We start from the raw sequence: 14,380 nt of genomic DNA on the forward strand, positions 1-14,380 counted from the left end.
CGGTCACGACCGGCCCCACAGCGGGTTGATGGACAGCCCGGCCCGCCCGTCGCGGCGCCGGGTGACCAGCCCGCGCCGGCCGACGTGCACCTCGTCCTCGCCGTCGACCAGGTGGAAGCGCTCCACGGCCGCTGCGACCGGCGCCTCGCCCCCCATACCGGGCCCGCCCTCGCAGTCGAGTGAGCAGCCGGCCTGCGAGGCCTGCGCCTCGAGGGCGGCGGCGTCGGCGCGGTAAGCGGTCGGGATGACGTACCGCTCGTCGTACTTGGCGATCGCCAGCAGCCGGTACATCGACTCGACCTGGCCGGCGGTCATCCCGATGCGGTCCAACAGGTCCTGGGCGACGGTGCCGTCGAGGGTGCGGGCGCGCATGTACGAGCGCATGGCGGCCAGCTTCATCAACACGCCGGCGATGGCGTCGGCGTCGCCGGCGGTGAACAGCTCGGCCAGGTACTCCACCGGGATACGTAGGTCCCGGACGGTGTGGAACACCTCGTCGGCGTCCGTGTCGTCCCGGCCGGCCGCGCCGGTCGCGTCGAGCACCGGCGACAGCGGGGGCACGTACCAGACCATCGGCAGCGTGCGGTACTCGGGGTGCAGCGGCAGCGCGATGCGGTACTCACTGATCAGCCGCCACACCGGCGACAGCTTCGCCGCCTCGATCCACTCGTCGGGCATGCCGGCGTCGCGGGCCGCCTGTTGCACCGCCGGGTCGTGCGGATCCAGGAAGACGTCGCGCTGGGCATCGAGCAGGTTGCGTTCGTCCGGTACCGATGCGGCGGCGAGCACGCCGTCCTCGTCGTAGAAGACGATGCCGAGGTAGCGCAGCCGCCCCACGCACGTCTCGGAGCAGATGGTGGGCTGCCCGGCCTCGATACGCGGAAAGCACAGCGTGCACTTCTCGGCCTTGCCGGTGGCGTGGTTGACGTACACCTTCTTGTACGGGCACGCCGACACGCACATCCGCCAGCCCCGGCACCTGTCCTGGTCGACCAGCACGATGCCGTCCTCTTCCCGCTTGTACATCGCGCCGGACGGGCAGGCCGACACGCACGCCGGGTTGAGGCAGTGCTCGCAGATGCGTGGCAGGTGGAACATGAAGGTCTTCTCGAACTCGAACCTGACCTTCGCCACGGCGTCGGCGGGCATACGGGCGATGTTCGGGTCGGCGTCGGCGCGCTCGTGGGCGCCGCCGAGGCTGTCCTCCCAGTTCGCGCCCCACTGCACCGACATGGGCTCGCCGGTCAGGGCGGAGTACGGCCGCTTGACCGGCGTGTCGGTGAGGCCGGCGGGCGCGCTGACGAGGATGTCCTTGTCGAAGGTCGCCGGCTCGTAGTAGTCGTCGAGCGACGGCAGGTCCGGGTTGGCGAAGATCCGCGTCAGCCGCTTGACCCGCCCGCCGGAGCGCAGGGTCAGCCGCCCCTTGCCGTCGAGCTTCCACCCGCCGTGCCAGCGGTCCTGGTCCTCGTAGTGCTTGGGGTATCCGATGCCCGGCTTGGTCTCGACGTTGTTGAACCACACGTACTCGGTGCCCTCACGGTTGGTCCAGGTCTGCTTGCACGTCACCGAGCAGGTGTGGCAGCCGATGCACTTGTCGAGGTTCATCACCATGGCGACCTGCGCGCGAATCCGCATCAGTACTCCACCTCCTGGTTGCGACGGCGGATCACGGTGATCTCGTCGCGCTGGCTGCCGATCGGGCCGTAGTAGTTGAAGGCGTAGGTGAGCTGGGCGTGCCCACCGGCGAGGTGGGTGGGCTTGATCAGCAACCGGGTCATCGAGTTGTGGTAGCCGCCGCGGCGGCCCTTCTTCTCGGCCTTCGGCACGTTCACGGTGCGCTCCGGCGAGTGGTACTGGAACACCGTGCCCTCGGGCATGCGGTGGCTGACCACCGCCCGGGCGACGACGATCCCGTTGCGGTTGTGTGCCTCCACCCACTCGTTGTCCCGGACGCCGATCTTCGCGGCGTCCTCGACGCTCATCCAGATCACCGGCCCGCCCCGCGACAGCGCGAGCATCAACTCGTTGTCGTGGTACATGGAGTGGATCGACCACTTGGCGTGCGGGGTCAGGAACCGCACCGTCACGCCGCCGTCCACCAGCTCGCCGGGCCTGCCGAAGTGGCGCGCCATGTTCAGCGGCGGGCGGAAGGCCGGCAGCTGCTCACCGAGCTCGGCGATCCAGTCGTGCTCGACGAAGAAGTGCTGCCGGCCGGTGAGGGTGTGCCACGGCTTCGACCGTTCGACGTTGAGGGTGAACGGCGAGTACCGGCGACCGCCCTTCTCCGACCCCGACCACTCCGGGCTGGTGAAGACCGGCCGCGGCGCGTCCTGGGTGTCCGGGTACGAGATCCGGTCCTGCTCGTGGCCGGCGACCAGGTCGACGAAGGGCTGCCCGGTACGCTTCTCCAAGGCGGCGAAGCCGGCCGCGGCGACCCGGCCGTTGGTGGTGCCGGACAACGCGAGGATCGCCTCGCACATCCGGTCGGCGGTGGCCAACGACGGGCGCCCGGCGAAGGGGCCGTCCGTGACCACGCCGTTCTGGTGCCGCAGGTATTCGATCTCCGCGGTGACGTCGACCGTGATCGCCTTGGTGGTGGTGCCGAGGGTGTCCAGCAGCGGGCCCACCGCGCGCATCTTGGCGCCGATCAGCGAGTAGTCGCGTTCGATCTCGACCAGCTTCGGCATCGTGACACCGGGTACGGGCTCGCAGTCGCCCGCCTTCCAGTCGCGTACCCGGCCACCGGGCGTGGCCAGCTCGTCCGGGGTGTCGTGCAGCAACGGCACCGCGAGGACGTCCCGGCGCACACCCAGGTGAACGCTGGCGAGTTCGCTGAACCGGTCGGCGAGGGCGAGGAAGGTGTCGTAGTCGGTGTGCGCGTCCGCCGGCGGCTCGACGGCCGGGCTGAACGCGTGCACGAACGGGTGCATGTCGGTGGTCGAGATGTCGTGCTTCTCGTACCAGGTGGCGGCCGGCAGGACCACGTCGGCGTGCAGGCCGGTGTTGGTCATCCGGAAGTCGATCGCCGTGAGCAGGTCCAGCTTCCCGGCCGGCGCCCCGTCGCGCCAGACCACGTCGCGGGGCCGCTGGCCGGGGGCGCACTCCTCCGCGCTCGCGAGGGAGTCCACGCCGAGCAGGTGCCGCATGAAGTACTCGTTGCCCTTGCCCGAGGAGCCCAGCAGGTTGGCCCGCCACAGGGTCAGGCACCGGGGAAAGTTCATCGGGTCGTCGGGGTCCTCGGCCACCGCCTTGAGCCGGCCGGCCTTCAGTTCGTCCACCACGTACTGCTGGACCGTGCGGCCCGTGGCGGCCGCCTCGTCGGTGAGGTCCAGCGGGTTGCGGTTGAACGCCGGGTGGCCGGGGCTCCAGCCCATCCGCTGGGCGGCCGCGACCGTGTCCGCGAACGCCATCCCGGCGAACCGGCCGGTTCCCAGCGGTGACGACAGCTCGTCGGCGGGCACCCGCTCGTAGCGCCACTGGTCGGTGTGCAGGTACCAGAACGGGGTGGCGGCCTGGTGGCGCATCGGGCGCTGCCAGTCGAAGGCGAACGACATGTGCTGCTGGCCGGTCAGCGGCCTGGCCTTCTCCTGGCCGACGTAGTGCGCCCAGCCGCCCCCGTTGACGCCCTGGCAGCCGGTCAGCGTGACGAGCGCGATGAAGGCCCGGTACGTCATGTCGGAGTGGAACCACTGGTTCGCGCCGGCGCCGAGGACGATCATCGAACGGCCCCGGCTGCGCTCGGCGTTGCGGGCGAACTCGCGGCCGATCCGGGCGGCGAGCGCAGCCGGCACGCCGGTGATCTGCTCCTGCCAGGCCGGGGTGTTCGGGGAGTCCACGTCGTCGTACCCGGTCGGCCAGTCGCCCGGCAGGTCTCCGCGGCGTACCCCGTAATCGGCCATCAGCAGGTCGAACACGGTGGTGACGAGGTGGTCGCCCACGCGGGTGACCGGCACGCCGCGGCGCATCGTGGTGCCGCCTTCGGTGTCGCCGATGTCGAAGCGGGCCAGGTCGACCTCCACGGCGTCGTCGGTACGGCCGAGCAGTCCGAGGGCGGGCACGACATCGCCGAGGTCCAGGTTCCACCGGCCGGCGTCGTGGGCGCCGTAGCGGAAGCCGAGCGAGCCGTTCGGCACAACCGGCTCGCCCGTACGCTCGTCCACCAGCACCGTCTTGTGCTCGCCACCGTCGTCGCCGAGGTCGGCTGCGGTGAGGAACCGGTCGGGCGTCCACCCGCCGCCCGCGCGCTGCCGGAGCGTGACCAGGAACGGCAGGTCGGTGTACCTGCGCACGTAGTCGGTGAAGTACGGCACCTGCCGGTCGCGGAAGAACTCGGTGAGGATGACGTGGCCCATCGCCATGGCGAGAGCGCCGTCGGTGCCGGGGTGCGGGGCGAGCCAGTCGTCGGCGAACTTGACGTTGTCGGCGTAGTCGGGGCTGACCGCGACCACCTTGGTCCCCTTGTAGCGGGCCTCGGCCAGGAAGTGCGCGTCCGGGGTGCGGGTCACCGGGATGTTGGAACCCCACATCATCAGGTACGTGGCGTTCCACCAGTCGCCCGCCTCCGGCACGTCGGTCTGGTCACCCCAGATCTGGGGCGAGGCGACCGGCAGGTCGGCGTACCAGTCGTAGAAGCTGAGCAGCGTGCCGCCGAGCAGCGCGTGGTAGCGGGTGCCGGCGGCGAACGACGCCATCGACATCGCCGGGATCGGCGAGAAACCCACGACCCGGTCCGGCCCGTACGTCTTGGTGGTGTAGACGTGCGCGGCGGCCATCATGGTGATCGCCTCGTCCCACGTGGCACGGACGAAGCCGCCGCGCCCGCGCTGGCTCTTGTAGGCCCGTGCCTTCAGCGGGTTCTCCACGATCTCGGCCCAGGCTGACACGGGGTCGCCGAGGCGCTGGTACGCCTCGCGGAACATCTCGGCGAGGACCCCGCGCACGTACGGGTGGCGTACCCGCGACGGGGAGTACTCGTACCAGGAGAAGGAGGCGCCCCGGGGGCAGCCGCGCGGCTCGTAGTCCGGGGAGTCCGCACCCGTCGTCGGGTAGTCGGTGGCCTGGTGCTCCCAGGTGATCAGTCCGTCCTTGACGAAGACGTTCCAGGAGCACGAGCCGGTGCAGTTGACGCCGTGGGTGGAGCGGACGACGCGGTCGTAGCGCCAGCGGTCGCGGTAGAACGACTCCCAGCTGTTCTCCTCGACCTGGTGCAGGGTCCGACCATGGTCGCCGGTCGTCGTCCCGGTCAGGAAGCGGCGAGCGGCCAGCAGCGGCGCCACGCCGGGAACCTGGTCCGTCGCGGGAGGCTGGGCGGCGTCCGGCGAGCGGTGTGGTGACACGGCGGTCACTCCTTCGGCGTCGAGTGAGGCGACGGCCCGTGGCGCGTCGGTGCCGCGCTGCCGCGCCGCACCAGCCCAGCCTTTAGTGCGAATACCTCCGGATCGGGAGGCTGCGGTCCCGGGCCGGAAGGACCAAAGTCCTGATGTCGCGGGAACGGCGGTGGCAACGCCGGTGGCTGCGCTTCTGCGCCATCCCACGCCCAGCACGTGTTCCTGCATGCGAGGTGAAGGGTGGCGGCGGCCGAATCGCCGCGAGGCCGTGGTCAAGGCACGGGCTGGCGGTGAATCAGGAAGGGCCCGCTCACGAGCGGGCGAGCGTCGTGGCGCCGTCAGCGGCGGTGCCGCGTACCGGCCGGTCAGCAGGGCGCAGCCGCCGGCGGCGAGGGTCGGGGTCCGCCAGCACGGCTGGGTGGAACTTATGCTCGTCGGGACGCCGTCCGGGCTCCCGACCGGCGCCGGCCGGCGGTGTCGGCCGTGGGCACGACCAGGCGCACCACGCAGGCGTCCGGCGCGCCGAACGGCTCGAGGGCGGCGCTGGCGGACGGGGCCCCGGCCTGCTCCAGGGCGCCCTGGACCACGCCGACGTGGAGGTTGCAGATCGCGTCCGGGTTGCGGTTGACCAGCTCCAGGAAGGGGCACGTGTGCAGGTGGATCTCGGTCCGTCCGTCGCCGGTGTGGTGCAGGCGAGGGCTGAAGCCGAGGCCGCGTAGCACGGCGAGGAGAACGTCGGTCGGGTCGTCACCGGGCGGGGTGGCGGCGGCCAGTTGCCGGCCCCAGTCCTGCCCGGCCCGGGCGGCTTCGGCCCGCACGTCGCCCCGGTTTCGCCGAGACAGATGGTCGAGCAGGGCGACGGCCAGGGCCCGGTACGGCGCGGGCGCAGGAGCCTCGGCTGCGACCGTCCGGTAGCGCCAGGCCGGCCTGCCCGGCTGACCGCCGCTGGCCCGGGCCTTGACCAGCAGGCCCGCGTCGACCAGCCGGTCGAGGTGGGCCCGGGCGGTCGACGGGTGCAGCCCGGTCCGCTCTCCCACCTCCGCGATGGTCATGCCGCCCCCGGACGCCTTGATGATCTCCAGGATCGAGGCCCGGCTCGCGGTGCCGAGCGCCCGGTGCCGGCCCGTGTCGATCACTTCCCCGATCGGCCCTGTCCTCGTGGTTTCCACGCTAGACAACGTTACAACGTCGCCCGCCGTGAAAACTGGTCACTCCTGCGCCGGCCAGGGAAACGAGCCGGGCCGGTAGCCGCAGGAGGGGTCCTGTGCCCACAGGTCCCCGGTGACCGCGTACGCCCGGGCCCGAGATCCCCCGCACACCGCGCGGAACTCGCAGGCACCGCAGCGTCCCCGCAGCCGACCCGGATCCCGCAGGCCGGTGAACAGTTCGGAGTCGCGGTAGATATCCACCAGCGACAGCCGCCGGACGTTGCCCGCGGGCAGCGGCAGGAACCCGCTCGGGTGGACGTCGCCGCGGTGCGAGACGAAGACGAAGCCATTGCCCGCGCTGACCCGTAGTGGCGCCCGTCGCACCCGATCGGCCCGACCGGTCAGGCCGTGCTCGTCCAGGCGCGCGCGCAGTTCCCGGTACAGCGGCCCCAACCCGAACGCCGTCACCGGGTCCTCCCCGCGGCGCGCCAGCGCGTCGCGTTGCAGGCAGACCCGGCGGAAGTGGTGCGCCTCGGTGGCCTTCACCGGCACGGTTTCCCCGAGGTCGTAGAGCACGTGCAGCACGTCCTCGGTCTCCGCCGCGTCCAGGCTCGCCAGCGCCCGTCCACGACCGGTCGGCACGAGGAAGAAGACGCTCCACAGCGAGACGCCCCGATCGTGCACCTGGGCCGCGATCGCCGGCAGGTCGCGCACCGTGTCCCGGGTGACCGTCGTGTTGATCTGGACCTTGAGTCCCAGGTCCCGCGCGTCCTGCCAGGCCCGGCCGGTGAACTCGAAGACTCCCGGCACGCCCCGGAACCCGTCGTGCCCGGCGGCGGTGGCCGCGTCCAGACTCAGCGAGACGGCCCGGGCGCCAGCGTTCCGGATGCCGGCCAGGGCGTCCCGGGTGAGCGTCGGGGTGCCCGACGGCGACACCGACACCGGCAGGCCCAGCTCGTCCCCCCGGCGGACCAGCGTCTCCAGGTCCGGCCGCTGGAACGGGTCCCCACCGGTGATCACGAACAGCGGCGCGGGGCGGCCGAAGGCCGCGACCTGGGCCATGAGCCTCGTCGCCTCGTCGGTGTCGAGCTCGGCCGGGTCGCGCAGCGGCCGGGCCGACGCGCGGCAATGCCGGCAGGCCAGCGGGCAGGCCCGGGTGGCCTCCCAGATGACGATGAACGGGCGCTCCCGTACGTCATGTCGTGGTGTCCGCACCGACGCTCCCGCCCGGTGCGGCCCGCCGCCTGATGCCGATGTGGTAACCCGTGTCACGGCGTGGACGGTGCCCGGCGGAAACGGCGCACACCAGGGACCGGAGACCCTCGTCGGTGGGCCGCTCGACCCGGGAATGCCACGGTCGCCTCGGCCGTGCCGGCACGGCCGACGGCGCTCGTCCCCAGCCGCCGAGCCGCCCCGTTCCCACCTGCGGCCGCCGCGAATCCTGGGCGTCTCGACCACGGGCGCAACTGCCCGGTGATCTCGGGACCTTCGGCCCGGTCCGGCGAGATATCGGGTCGGCAGGATTTCCGGGACGTCCCTCCGGTCGGCGTCGCCGCGACCGGTCCAACCGTGGACGCCACAGCGACCGATCGGAGGCATGAGGCGTATGTCGCGAGCGACCGAGGAGGCGCAGCGGGCACTGCTGGCCGTGGGTGGCCGCACGCCCACCCGGACCGGCGGGGACGGACCACCTCGGCCATGGCACCGGGGCCGGACCCGGACGGGCCGATGACCCCCGTGCGGGTCCGGTACTTCGGCGGCACCCGGGCCGCCGCCGGAGTGCCCGAGGAGGACCAGCAGGCCGGCACGCTGGCCGAACTGCTCGACCGGATCGGCGACCGGCACGGACCGGAGCTGCGGACCGCCCTGCGGGCGTGCAGCTTCCTGGTTGACGGCACCCAGTGGCGTGACGAACACCAACTCCTACCGCCGGCCGCCACGGTCGACGTGCTACCGCCGTTCGCCGGCGGCTGAACCGCGAAGGAGACATCATGGCCGACCCACGGCTGGACGACTGGCTGCCCAGCGCCGCGGCGGCGCTCGACCTGCCGACGCCGTCGAGCGACGACACCCGCGCACTGCTCGACCTGGTGCGGACGGTGGCGCACGGTGTCTGCCGTCCGGCGGGCCCGCTCGCGGCGTATCTCGTCGGGGTGGCCGTCGGGCGGCGTGCCGACCTCGACGCGGCATGTGTCGCGCTGACTGCCCTCGTACCTGAGGAGGCCACGTGACCATCGTCGCGGGGCACACACCTCCCGGCCGACCGATTGGGCGGCGCGCCCGCTGGCGCACGCGTTCCCGACACCGAGCGCCGCGGAGTTGGGACTTCCGGCCCTGACTCGTCCCGTTTGGCTGCAACAGGCTCAGAACCAGGAAGCGGGTCGTGCTGATCCTTCTGGCTTGGGCACCCCTCGACAACCTCGACGGAGAAAGCGATGACCATGACCGGAGAAAGACACCCGGCGACGGGCAACCGGACGCAGCCGGCCAACACCAGCGGCGCACCCCTTCAACTCGCCGTCGTCACCCTCGGATTTCTGGTCAACTTCTGGGCGTGGGCGCTGCTCGGACCGCTGGGCCCGGGAATCAAGGAGCGGCTCGGCCTGAGCTTCGCCGCCCAGTCGCTGCTCGTCGCCGTGCCGGTGGTCGTCGGTTCGCTCGGCCGCATCCCGGTCGGGGCACTCACCGACCGGTACGGCGCACGCCTGGTGTTTCCCCTGGTCACCGTGGCGACGATCGTCCCGGTGCTGACGCTCACCGCGGTCGACTCCTACGTAGCGCTGATCCTGACCGGATTCTTCCTCGGCGTCGGCGGCACCGCGTTCGCCGTCGGTGTCCCGCACGTCTCCGGTTGGTATCCGCCGGCGCGGCGGGGCTTCGCCATCGGGGTGTTCGGCGTGGGCATGGGTGGCACGGCGATCGCGAACTTCACCACCGTCCGGCTGGCCGACGCCTACGGCGAACGGGCTCCGTTCCTGCTCGTCGCCGCGATCCTCGCCGGGTACGCGGTGCTGGCGTTCCTGCTGCTGCGGGACGCCCCCGGCCGCACCCGGCCCACCGGCTCCCCCTGGCGGCGACTGGCCGACGTCGGGCGGCTCACCGTGACCTGGCAGCTGTGCTTCCTGTACGCGGTCGGCTTCGGCGGCTTCGTCGCCTTCAGCGTCTACCTACCCGCCTACCTGGGCACCACGTACGAACTGAGCGCCGCCGACGGGGCGCTGCGCACCGCCGGCTTCGTGGTGCTGGCCGTGGCCGCCCGCCCCGTCGGCGGCTGGCTGTCCGACCGTCTGCACCCCGTGCCGGTGCTGGTGTGGTGTTTCGCCCTGGTGGCCGCCCTGGCCGTCGTCCAGGCCTTCGAACCGCCGCTGATGCCGGTTGCCACGGTGGCCCTCCTCGGCATGGCGAGCCTGCTCGGTGCCGCCAGTGGAGCCGTCTTCGCGCTGGTCGGCAAGGTCGCCCCGCCCGAGCAGGTCGGCGCGGTCACCGGGCTGGTCGGCGCGGCGGGCGGCCTCGGTGGATTCGTGCCGCCCCTCGTCATGGGCTGGGTGTACGGCGCACAGGGCTCGTACTCGATCGGGCTGATGCTGCTGTCGGACGTGGCGCTGGCCGCAGCGGTGTTCACCGCGGTGCGGATGAGCGGCTTCGCCCGCCGGTCCGGTCGGCAGCCGGTGGCGGCGTGAGACCTCGCGGTCGAGCGGGGATGTGCTGGAGTGCGCGGGTATCCACGACGTGCTCCTGACCGTGTTGCGCAACGTCAGGGTCGCCGGGCCGCCGTCGGTCGTGCAGGGGCAAGGGCGACCGCGCCGCTGAGGCGACCCTGACCTCCGCGTCGATCGAGGCCCGCAGGTCGTTGACGTGCGCCGTCAGCTCGGTGCAGAACCGGTTGAGCTCGGCCGGGTCGAGCTGGGCGAGGACGAGTTCCAGTTTGCCGCCGCCCGCCCGTGCCACCGCCAGCCGAATCCCGCCGCCGCGACGGTCGTGGCGGGCGTGTTGGACGGTGCCGCCCGACGGCGGTGCGGCCACCGTGGGCCGCGGACCAGGATCAGCGCGACCCCGGCGCCGCCCACCCGAGCAGCAGCGGCAACCGGATCCGCCGCCTCGTCGGCGTCGAACGGGTTCGGGTGAGCGGCGGTACCGGAGCTGGTCCGGAAGCAGACCGAGGGTGGCCTCGAAGTCAGCGACGAGGTCGCCGGTGAACAGCTGGAAAGCCCGACTGCCAGGGCATGTTCGCGGAATCGCCGTGCAGCGAATCGGTCCAGGGTGAACCGCCGACCATCACCGGCTCCGGTTCGTCGGCCTTACCCGGCTTCGTCGGGTCCTCAGCCTGCTTCGTCGACCCGAGCCCGTCGGCGCCGAGCGGGCGGAGTCCATCCGCGCCGAGCGGGCGGTCCCGTTCCGATGCCGGCGGAATGAGCGTGTCGGGGACAACGGCTGCCGGCTCATCGGCGTCCGGCTGCGGCCAGCGCCGCCACCGCTGGACACTGGCGACCCCGACCAGGAGCAGCGAGCCCAGCAGCAGCGTGGTCCCGGTCCGTACGGGGGTGAGCAGGTCGATCTGGTAGCCCGCCACGCTCAGCTTGTGACCGAGCAGGTCCAGCAGCCGTGCCGGGCTGAACAACAGGCCCACGTAGCTGACCGTGTACGCCAGTCCGGTCAGCACCGAGCCGAGCGGGGAGATCCGTACGGTGGCGGTGAGTCCGAGCAGAAGGCCAGCAGCCGCAAGCACCAGCAACGGCTTCAGCAGAGCGTCAGGGGCCAGGGCCTCACCACTTTCCTGCGCATCCCCGAACACCCGCAGGGACCGGCCTTGTCCAGCGGCGAGCAGGACCCAGGCCAGCGGACCCACGACGAGCGCGGCGATTACGGTCTTGATGTGTCGCATTCGGGCAAGGTACCGAGCTTCCGTCGTTGACCGGCAACGCGATAAGCAAAACTTAACCTGCCACCACACTGCGTCGTACGGCGTAGCTGACGGTGTCGAAGGTGGGCGGTCAGCATGCGTAGCAGTCGATGAGTTCCACGCCGAAGATCGCGCCGACCCACCCCTCGACGAGGGTGTGCGTGGTGCCGGCGGCTCGCGCCGCCGCACCGCCACGGGCGGGGCACCCGAGCAACGCTGTCCGTCACCTCTGCCGCGAAACGGGTCGAACGCCAGAAGGGGGCGGGACGGGCTCGCGGCGTACCCGTAACTACGACGTGGCCGGATCGGCCTCCGCCATGGTGGTGATCCGGTCCCACGCCGGGATGGGCAGGGCGATCACGGCGGCCGGGAAGAGCCCGTGCTCCTCGTTGTCGATGTGCCGGTGCAGCCGGTCCAGGGCGGCGAGCACGGCGGGCCAGTCCGGGGCCGTCCGATCCACCGCACCGAGCACGCCGTGGATGTCGTCGTGTTCGGCGCAGAGCTTGTCGACGGCCTCGGCCAGGCTGCCCTCCTCGCGCAGTTCGACGAAAAGGCCGGTCTCCTCGGTCGCGGTGTGCGGGAACAGCAGGGAGAGCAGGGCGTCCAGGGCGGCCAGCCGGTCGTCGGTCCCGGCGAGGATGGCCCGACGAAGCTCGCCGGCCGCGTTGGCGATCTCGTCGTGCTCGGCCGACAGCCGGCCGATCAGCGGGAAGTCGCGGCAGCCGCAGTAGTTGCACATTGTCCTTCTCCCTCTCCAGGCGCGGTTCGATCGTCCACCCGGTGCGGCGTGGCCAGCCAGGCCGAAAGACCCGCCGGCGCCGGGGCGGTGGTCACACCGCCCCGGCGTCCCGCGATCCGTCGTCGTGCCGGTCAGCGGGGTGCGAGCGTCCGGCTCAGCCGGATCTGCCACACCTGCGGGCCGTCCTGCAGCCACTCGGTCGCCACCGCGCCGCCGTAGCGCTGATCGATCTCGGCGAGCAGCGGCCTGGGCGCGTGCGGCGCGACCAGGATCAGCGCGTCACCCGCCCCCAGCCGGTCCAGGGCGGCGAGCACGGTGGCGTGCCGCTGTCCGTACGGGAGGTCCCGGACGCCCAGCCGGGGGTCGATGCTCAGCACCGGCGCCTCGCCCACGCCGGCCGGGGCGTCCCCGCCGCACCCACAGGAGCCGCCGCCGCACCCGCCCCCGGCGGCCGGCGTCGCCTCGCCCAGCAGGTCGTGCATCCCGGCGAGCAACCCCGCGAGCGAGACGTCCGCGGCTCCGACCAGCAGCGGTACGACCAGGTGGTTTTCCTTGTCGAGGTGCACCGCGAACAGCGCGGCGAGGGCGCGAGCGGCCGCCGCCGCGGGCACCGCGCGGGTGAGGCCGGCCAACTCGGAGACGAGCCCGACGATCGCCTTGTGCTCACCGAGCATGCCGTCGACGAGCAGCTTCCCCTCGGCGAGTGCCGCCGCGGCGGGGTACAGGGCAGCCTCCTCGGCGTGCGCGTGCGGCAGCAGTTCGGCGTGCAGCCACCGGACGAGTTGGTCGCGAGCGCGCATCGCCTCCGCGTCGTCGCCGCGGCCGGCTGCCTCCACCAGGTGGTTGGTCAGCGTGTCGAGGGTGGTGGCGAGTGCGGCGTGGTGCTGGACGACCGCTGCGGCCGCCTGACGGTCCGCGGTCGCTGCCGACTGTGACATGGCGCCCTCCCGGGATTTTGACGCCGTTTGACGTTGTAACGTTAACCATCGTGAAAACCCGTGGAGAAGGGCCGGTTGGGGAGACGATCGGCACTCCCCGCCATCGGGCCGTCGACACCCGGAGCCGGGTGGCGATCCGCAACCTGGTGCGGCTCTCCCTGCCACCGACACCGTCCGAATCGGACCCGTCATGACCACGCCCCGGCCGATACCCGTCGCCTGGCGGCTGCCGGCCCTCGCCGCTGGCGGGGTCGCCCTGCTCACCGGCCTGTACGCGGCCCTGCTGCTGCTCGGCACCCGGGTACCCGCGCCCCCAGGACAGCTGGCGGAGGTGCACGGGCCGCTGATGGTCCTCGGCTTCGTCGGGACCCTGATCGCCCTGGAGCGGGCGGTGGCACTGGGCGACCGCTGGGCCCTGCTCGCGCCGGCCTGCTCCGGCGGCGGCGCCCTGCTGCTGGTGCTCACCGGGCCGAGCCTCACCGCCCGCCTGTTGCTGATGGTCGCCTCGGTCCTCCTGCTCGGCGTCTACCGGCAGATCTGGCGGAGGCAGCCGGGCGTCGCGCTGCTCGCCCAGGCCGCCGGCGCGCTGGCCTGGTACGCCGCCGCATTGCTCTGGCTCGCCGGACTCACCGTGGCCGAGATCGTGCCGTGGCTGGCCACGTTCGTGGTGGCCACGATCGCGGGGGAACGCTTCGAACTGGCACGGGTGGCGCTGCCCCCGCGCGCCGGTCGGTGGTTCCTCGGCGCCCTGTCGGCACTGATGGCCGGCGTGACCGCCACCGCCGCCTGGCCCGGCATCGGCCCGTACCTCTTCGGCGCGGGACTGCTCGCCGTGGTGGCCTGGCTCGCCGCCTTCGACGTCGCCCGCCGCACCGTCCGGAGCCGGGGTCTGCCCCGGTACGTGGCGCTGGGCCTGCTCGCCGGCTACGCCTGGCTGGGACTGGCCGGCCTGCTCTGGGCCGGGGCAGGCGCCAGCGCTGACGGCCCCCGCTACGACGCCACCCTGCACGCCGTCTTCCTGGGGTTCACCATGTCGATGATCTTCGTGCACGCCCCGGTGATCCTGCCGGCCGTGCTGCGCCGACCCCTGCCGTACCAGCGCCTGCTGTACGCGCCGTTGGCGCTGCTGCACGCCTCCCTCCTGGTGCGGGTCGTCATCGGTGACGCCCTGCGGGTGCAGCCGGTGTGGCGTGGGGCCGGCGTGGCCAACGTCCTCGCGGTCCTCGCCTTCGTCGGCCTCGCGGTGGTGTCTTCGCGGCGACCGCCCCGGAACCGGGACGCGTCGCCGACCCGACCCGTTGCGACGGCGGTGCGGTGATGGCCGTGAC

General features: G+C 72.5%; 11 protein-coding genes. 4 read left to right on the forward strand and 7 right to left on the reverse strand.

Annotated features, from left to right (window positions below; translation table 11 throughout):
- Positions 1-3 precede the first annotated feature (3 nt).
- The 4 genes from narH to ACZ6O2_RS26995 all read right to left on the reverse strand — a co-directional run bounded on the left by narH (position 4) and on the right by ACZ6O2_RS26995 (position 7,690).
- Entirely contained in the window at positions 4-1,635 is a 1,632-nt protein-coding gene (narH, locus tag ACZ6O2_RS26980; protein ID WP_466024796.1) for a nitrate reductase subunit beta, read from the reverse strand.
- Positions 1,635-5,336, reverse strand: a complete 3,702-nt coding sequence (locus ACZ6O2_RS26985) for a nitrate reductase subunit alpha (RefSeq protein WP_466024797.1) — start codon at positions 5,334-5,336, stop codon at positions 1,635-1,637. The genes narH and ACZ6O2_RS26985 overlap by 1 nt, the downstream gene beginning before the upstream one ends.
- A gap of 416 nt (positions 5,337-5,752) precedes the next feature.
- Positions 5,753-6,496, reverse strand: a complete 744-nt coding sequence (locus ACZ6O2_RS26990; RefSeq protein ID WP_466024798.1) for a helix-turn-helix transcriptional regulator — start codon at positions 6,494-6,496, stop codon at positions 5,753-5,755.
- A 39-nt stretch (positions 6,497-6,535) separates the two neighbouring features.
- A complete protein-coding gene (locus ACZ6O2_RS26995) occupies positions 6,536-7,690 on the reverse strand; it encodes a TIGR04053 family radical SAM/SPASM domain-containing protein (protein ID WP_466024799.1) in 1,155 nt (384 codons plus the stop codon).
- A gap of 483 nt (positions 7,691-8,173) precedes the next feature.
- Here ACZ6O2_RS26995 and ACZ6O2_RS27000 point away from each other — a divergent pair, with 483 nt between their 5' ends.
- The 3 genes from ACZ6O2_RS27000 to ACZ6O2_RS27010 all read left to right on the forward strand — a co-directional run bounded on the left by ACZ6O2_RS27000 (position 8,174) and on the right by ACZ6O2_RS27010 (position 10,155).
- Complete coding sequence (locus ACZ6O2_RS27000; RefSeq protein WP_466024800.1) at positions 8,174-8,449, forward strand: MoaD/ThiS family protein; 276 nt, start codon at positions 8,174-8,176, stop codon at positions 8,447-8,449.
- Between the two features lie 17 nt (positions 8,450-8,466).
- Entirely contained in the window at positions 8,467-8,706 is a 240-nt protein-coding gene (locus ACZ6O2_RS27005) for a DUF6457 domain-containing protein (protein ID WP_466024801.1), read from the forward strand.
- Between the two features lie 210 nt (positions 8,707-8,916).
- Positions 8,917-10,155, forward strand: coding sequence for an MFS transporter (locus ACZ6O2_RS27010; protein WP_466024836.1), 1,239 nt, complete (start codon positions 8,917-8,919; stop codon positions 10,153-10,155).
- A gap of 494 nt (positions 10,156-10,649) precedes the next feature.
- Here ACZ6O2_RS27010 and ACZ6O2_RS27015 read toward each other — a convergent pair whose 3' ends face one another.
- From ACZ6O2_RS27015 to ACZ6O2_RS27025, 3 genes are all read right to left on the reverse strand, one after another.
- Positions 10,650-11,357 carry a hypothetical protein gene (locus ACZ6O2_RS27015; RefSeq protein ID WP_466024802.1) on the reverse strand — a complete coding sequence of 236 codons (708 nt, stop codon included), beginning with the start codon at positions 11,355-11,357 and terminating at the stop codon, positions 10,650-10,652.
- 307 nt (positions 11,358-11,664) lie between these two features.
- Entirely contained in the window at positions 11,665-12,114 is a 450-nt protein-coding gene (locus ACZ6O2_RS27020; RefSeq protein ID WP_466024803.1) for a hemerythrin domain-containing protein, read from the reverse strand.
- A gap of 131 nt (positions 12,115-12,245) precedes the next feature.
- Complete coding sequence (locus ACZ6O2_RS27025) at positions 12,246-13,052, reverse strand: DUF2249 domain-containing protein (protein WP_466024804.1); 807 nt, start codon at positions 13,050-13,052, stop codon at positions 12,246-12,248.
- Between the two features lie 190 nt (positions 13,053-13,242).
- Here ACZ6O2_RS27025 and ACZ6O2_RS27030 point away from each other — a divergent pair, with 190 nt between their 5' ends.
- Positions 13,243-14,370 (forward strand): hypothetical protein, encoded by a 1,128-nt coding sequence (locus ACZ6O2_RS27030; protein WP_466024805.1) that lies wholly within the window; start codon positions 13,243-13,245, stop codon positions 14,368-14,370.
- The last annotated feature ends 10 nt before the right edge of the window (positions 14,371-14,380 follow it).

The sequence above is a fragment of the Micromonospora sp. NPDC048040 genome, from assembly GCF_055587185.1.

What these genes read in the sequence shown, in the direction of transcription:
- ACZ6O2_RS27010 (WP_466024836.1), top strand. Translation starts at nt 8,917, where the DNA reads ATGACCGGAGAAAGACACCCGGCGACGGGCAACCGGACGCAGCCGGCC.
- narH (WP_466024796.1), bottom strand. Translation starts at nt 1,635, where the DNA reads ATGCGGATTCGCGCGCAGGTCGCCATGGTGATGAACCTCGACAAGTGC.
- ACZ6O2_RS27000 (WP_466024800.1), top strand. Translation starts at nt 8,174, where the DNA reads ATGGCACCGGGGCCGGACCCGGACGGGCCGATGACCCCCGTGCGGGTC.
- ACZ6O2_RS27020 (WP_466024803.1), bottom strand. Translation starts at nt 12,114, where the DNA reads ATGTGCAACTACTGCGGCTGCCGCGACTTCCCGCTGATCGGCCGGCTG.
- ACZ6O2_RS27025 (WP_466024804.1), bottom strand. Translation starts at nt 13,052, where the DNA reads ATGTCACAGTCGGCAGCGACCGCGGACCGTCAGGCGGCCGCAGCGGTC.
- ACZ6O2_RS27030 (WP_466024805.1), top strand. Translation starts at nt 13,243, where the DNA reads ATGACCACGCCCCGGCCGATACCCGTCGCCTGGCGGCTGCCGGCCCTC.
- ACZ6O2_RS27015 (WP_466024802.1), bottom strand. Translation starts at nt 11,357, where the DNA reads ATGCGACACATCAAGACCGTAATCGCCGCGCTCGTCGTGGGTCCGCTG.
- ACZ6O2_RS27005 (WP_466024801.1), top strand. Translation starts at nt 8,467, where the DNA reads ATGGCCGACCCACGGCTGGACGACTGGCTGCCCAGCGCCGCGGCGGCG.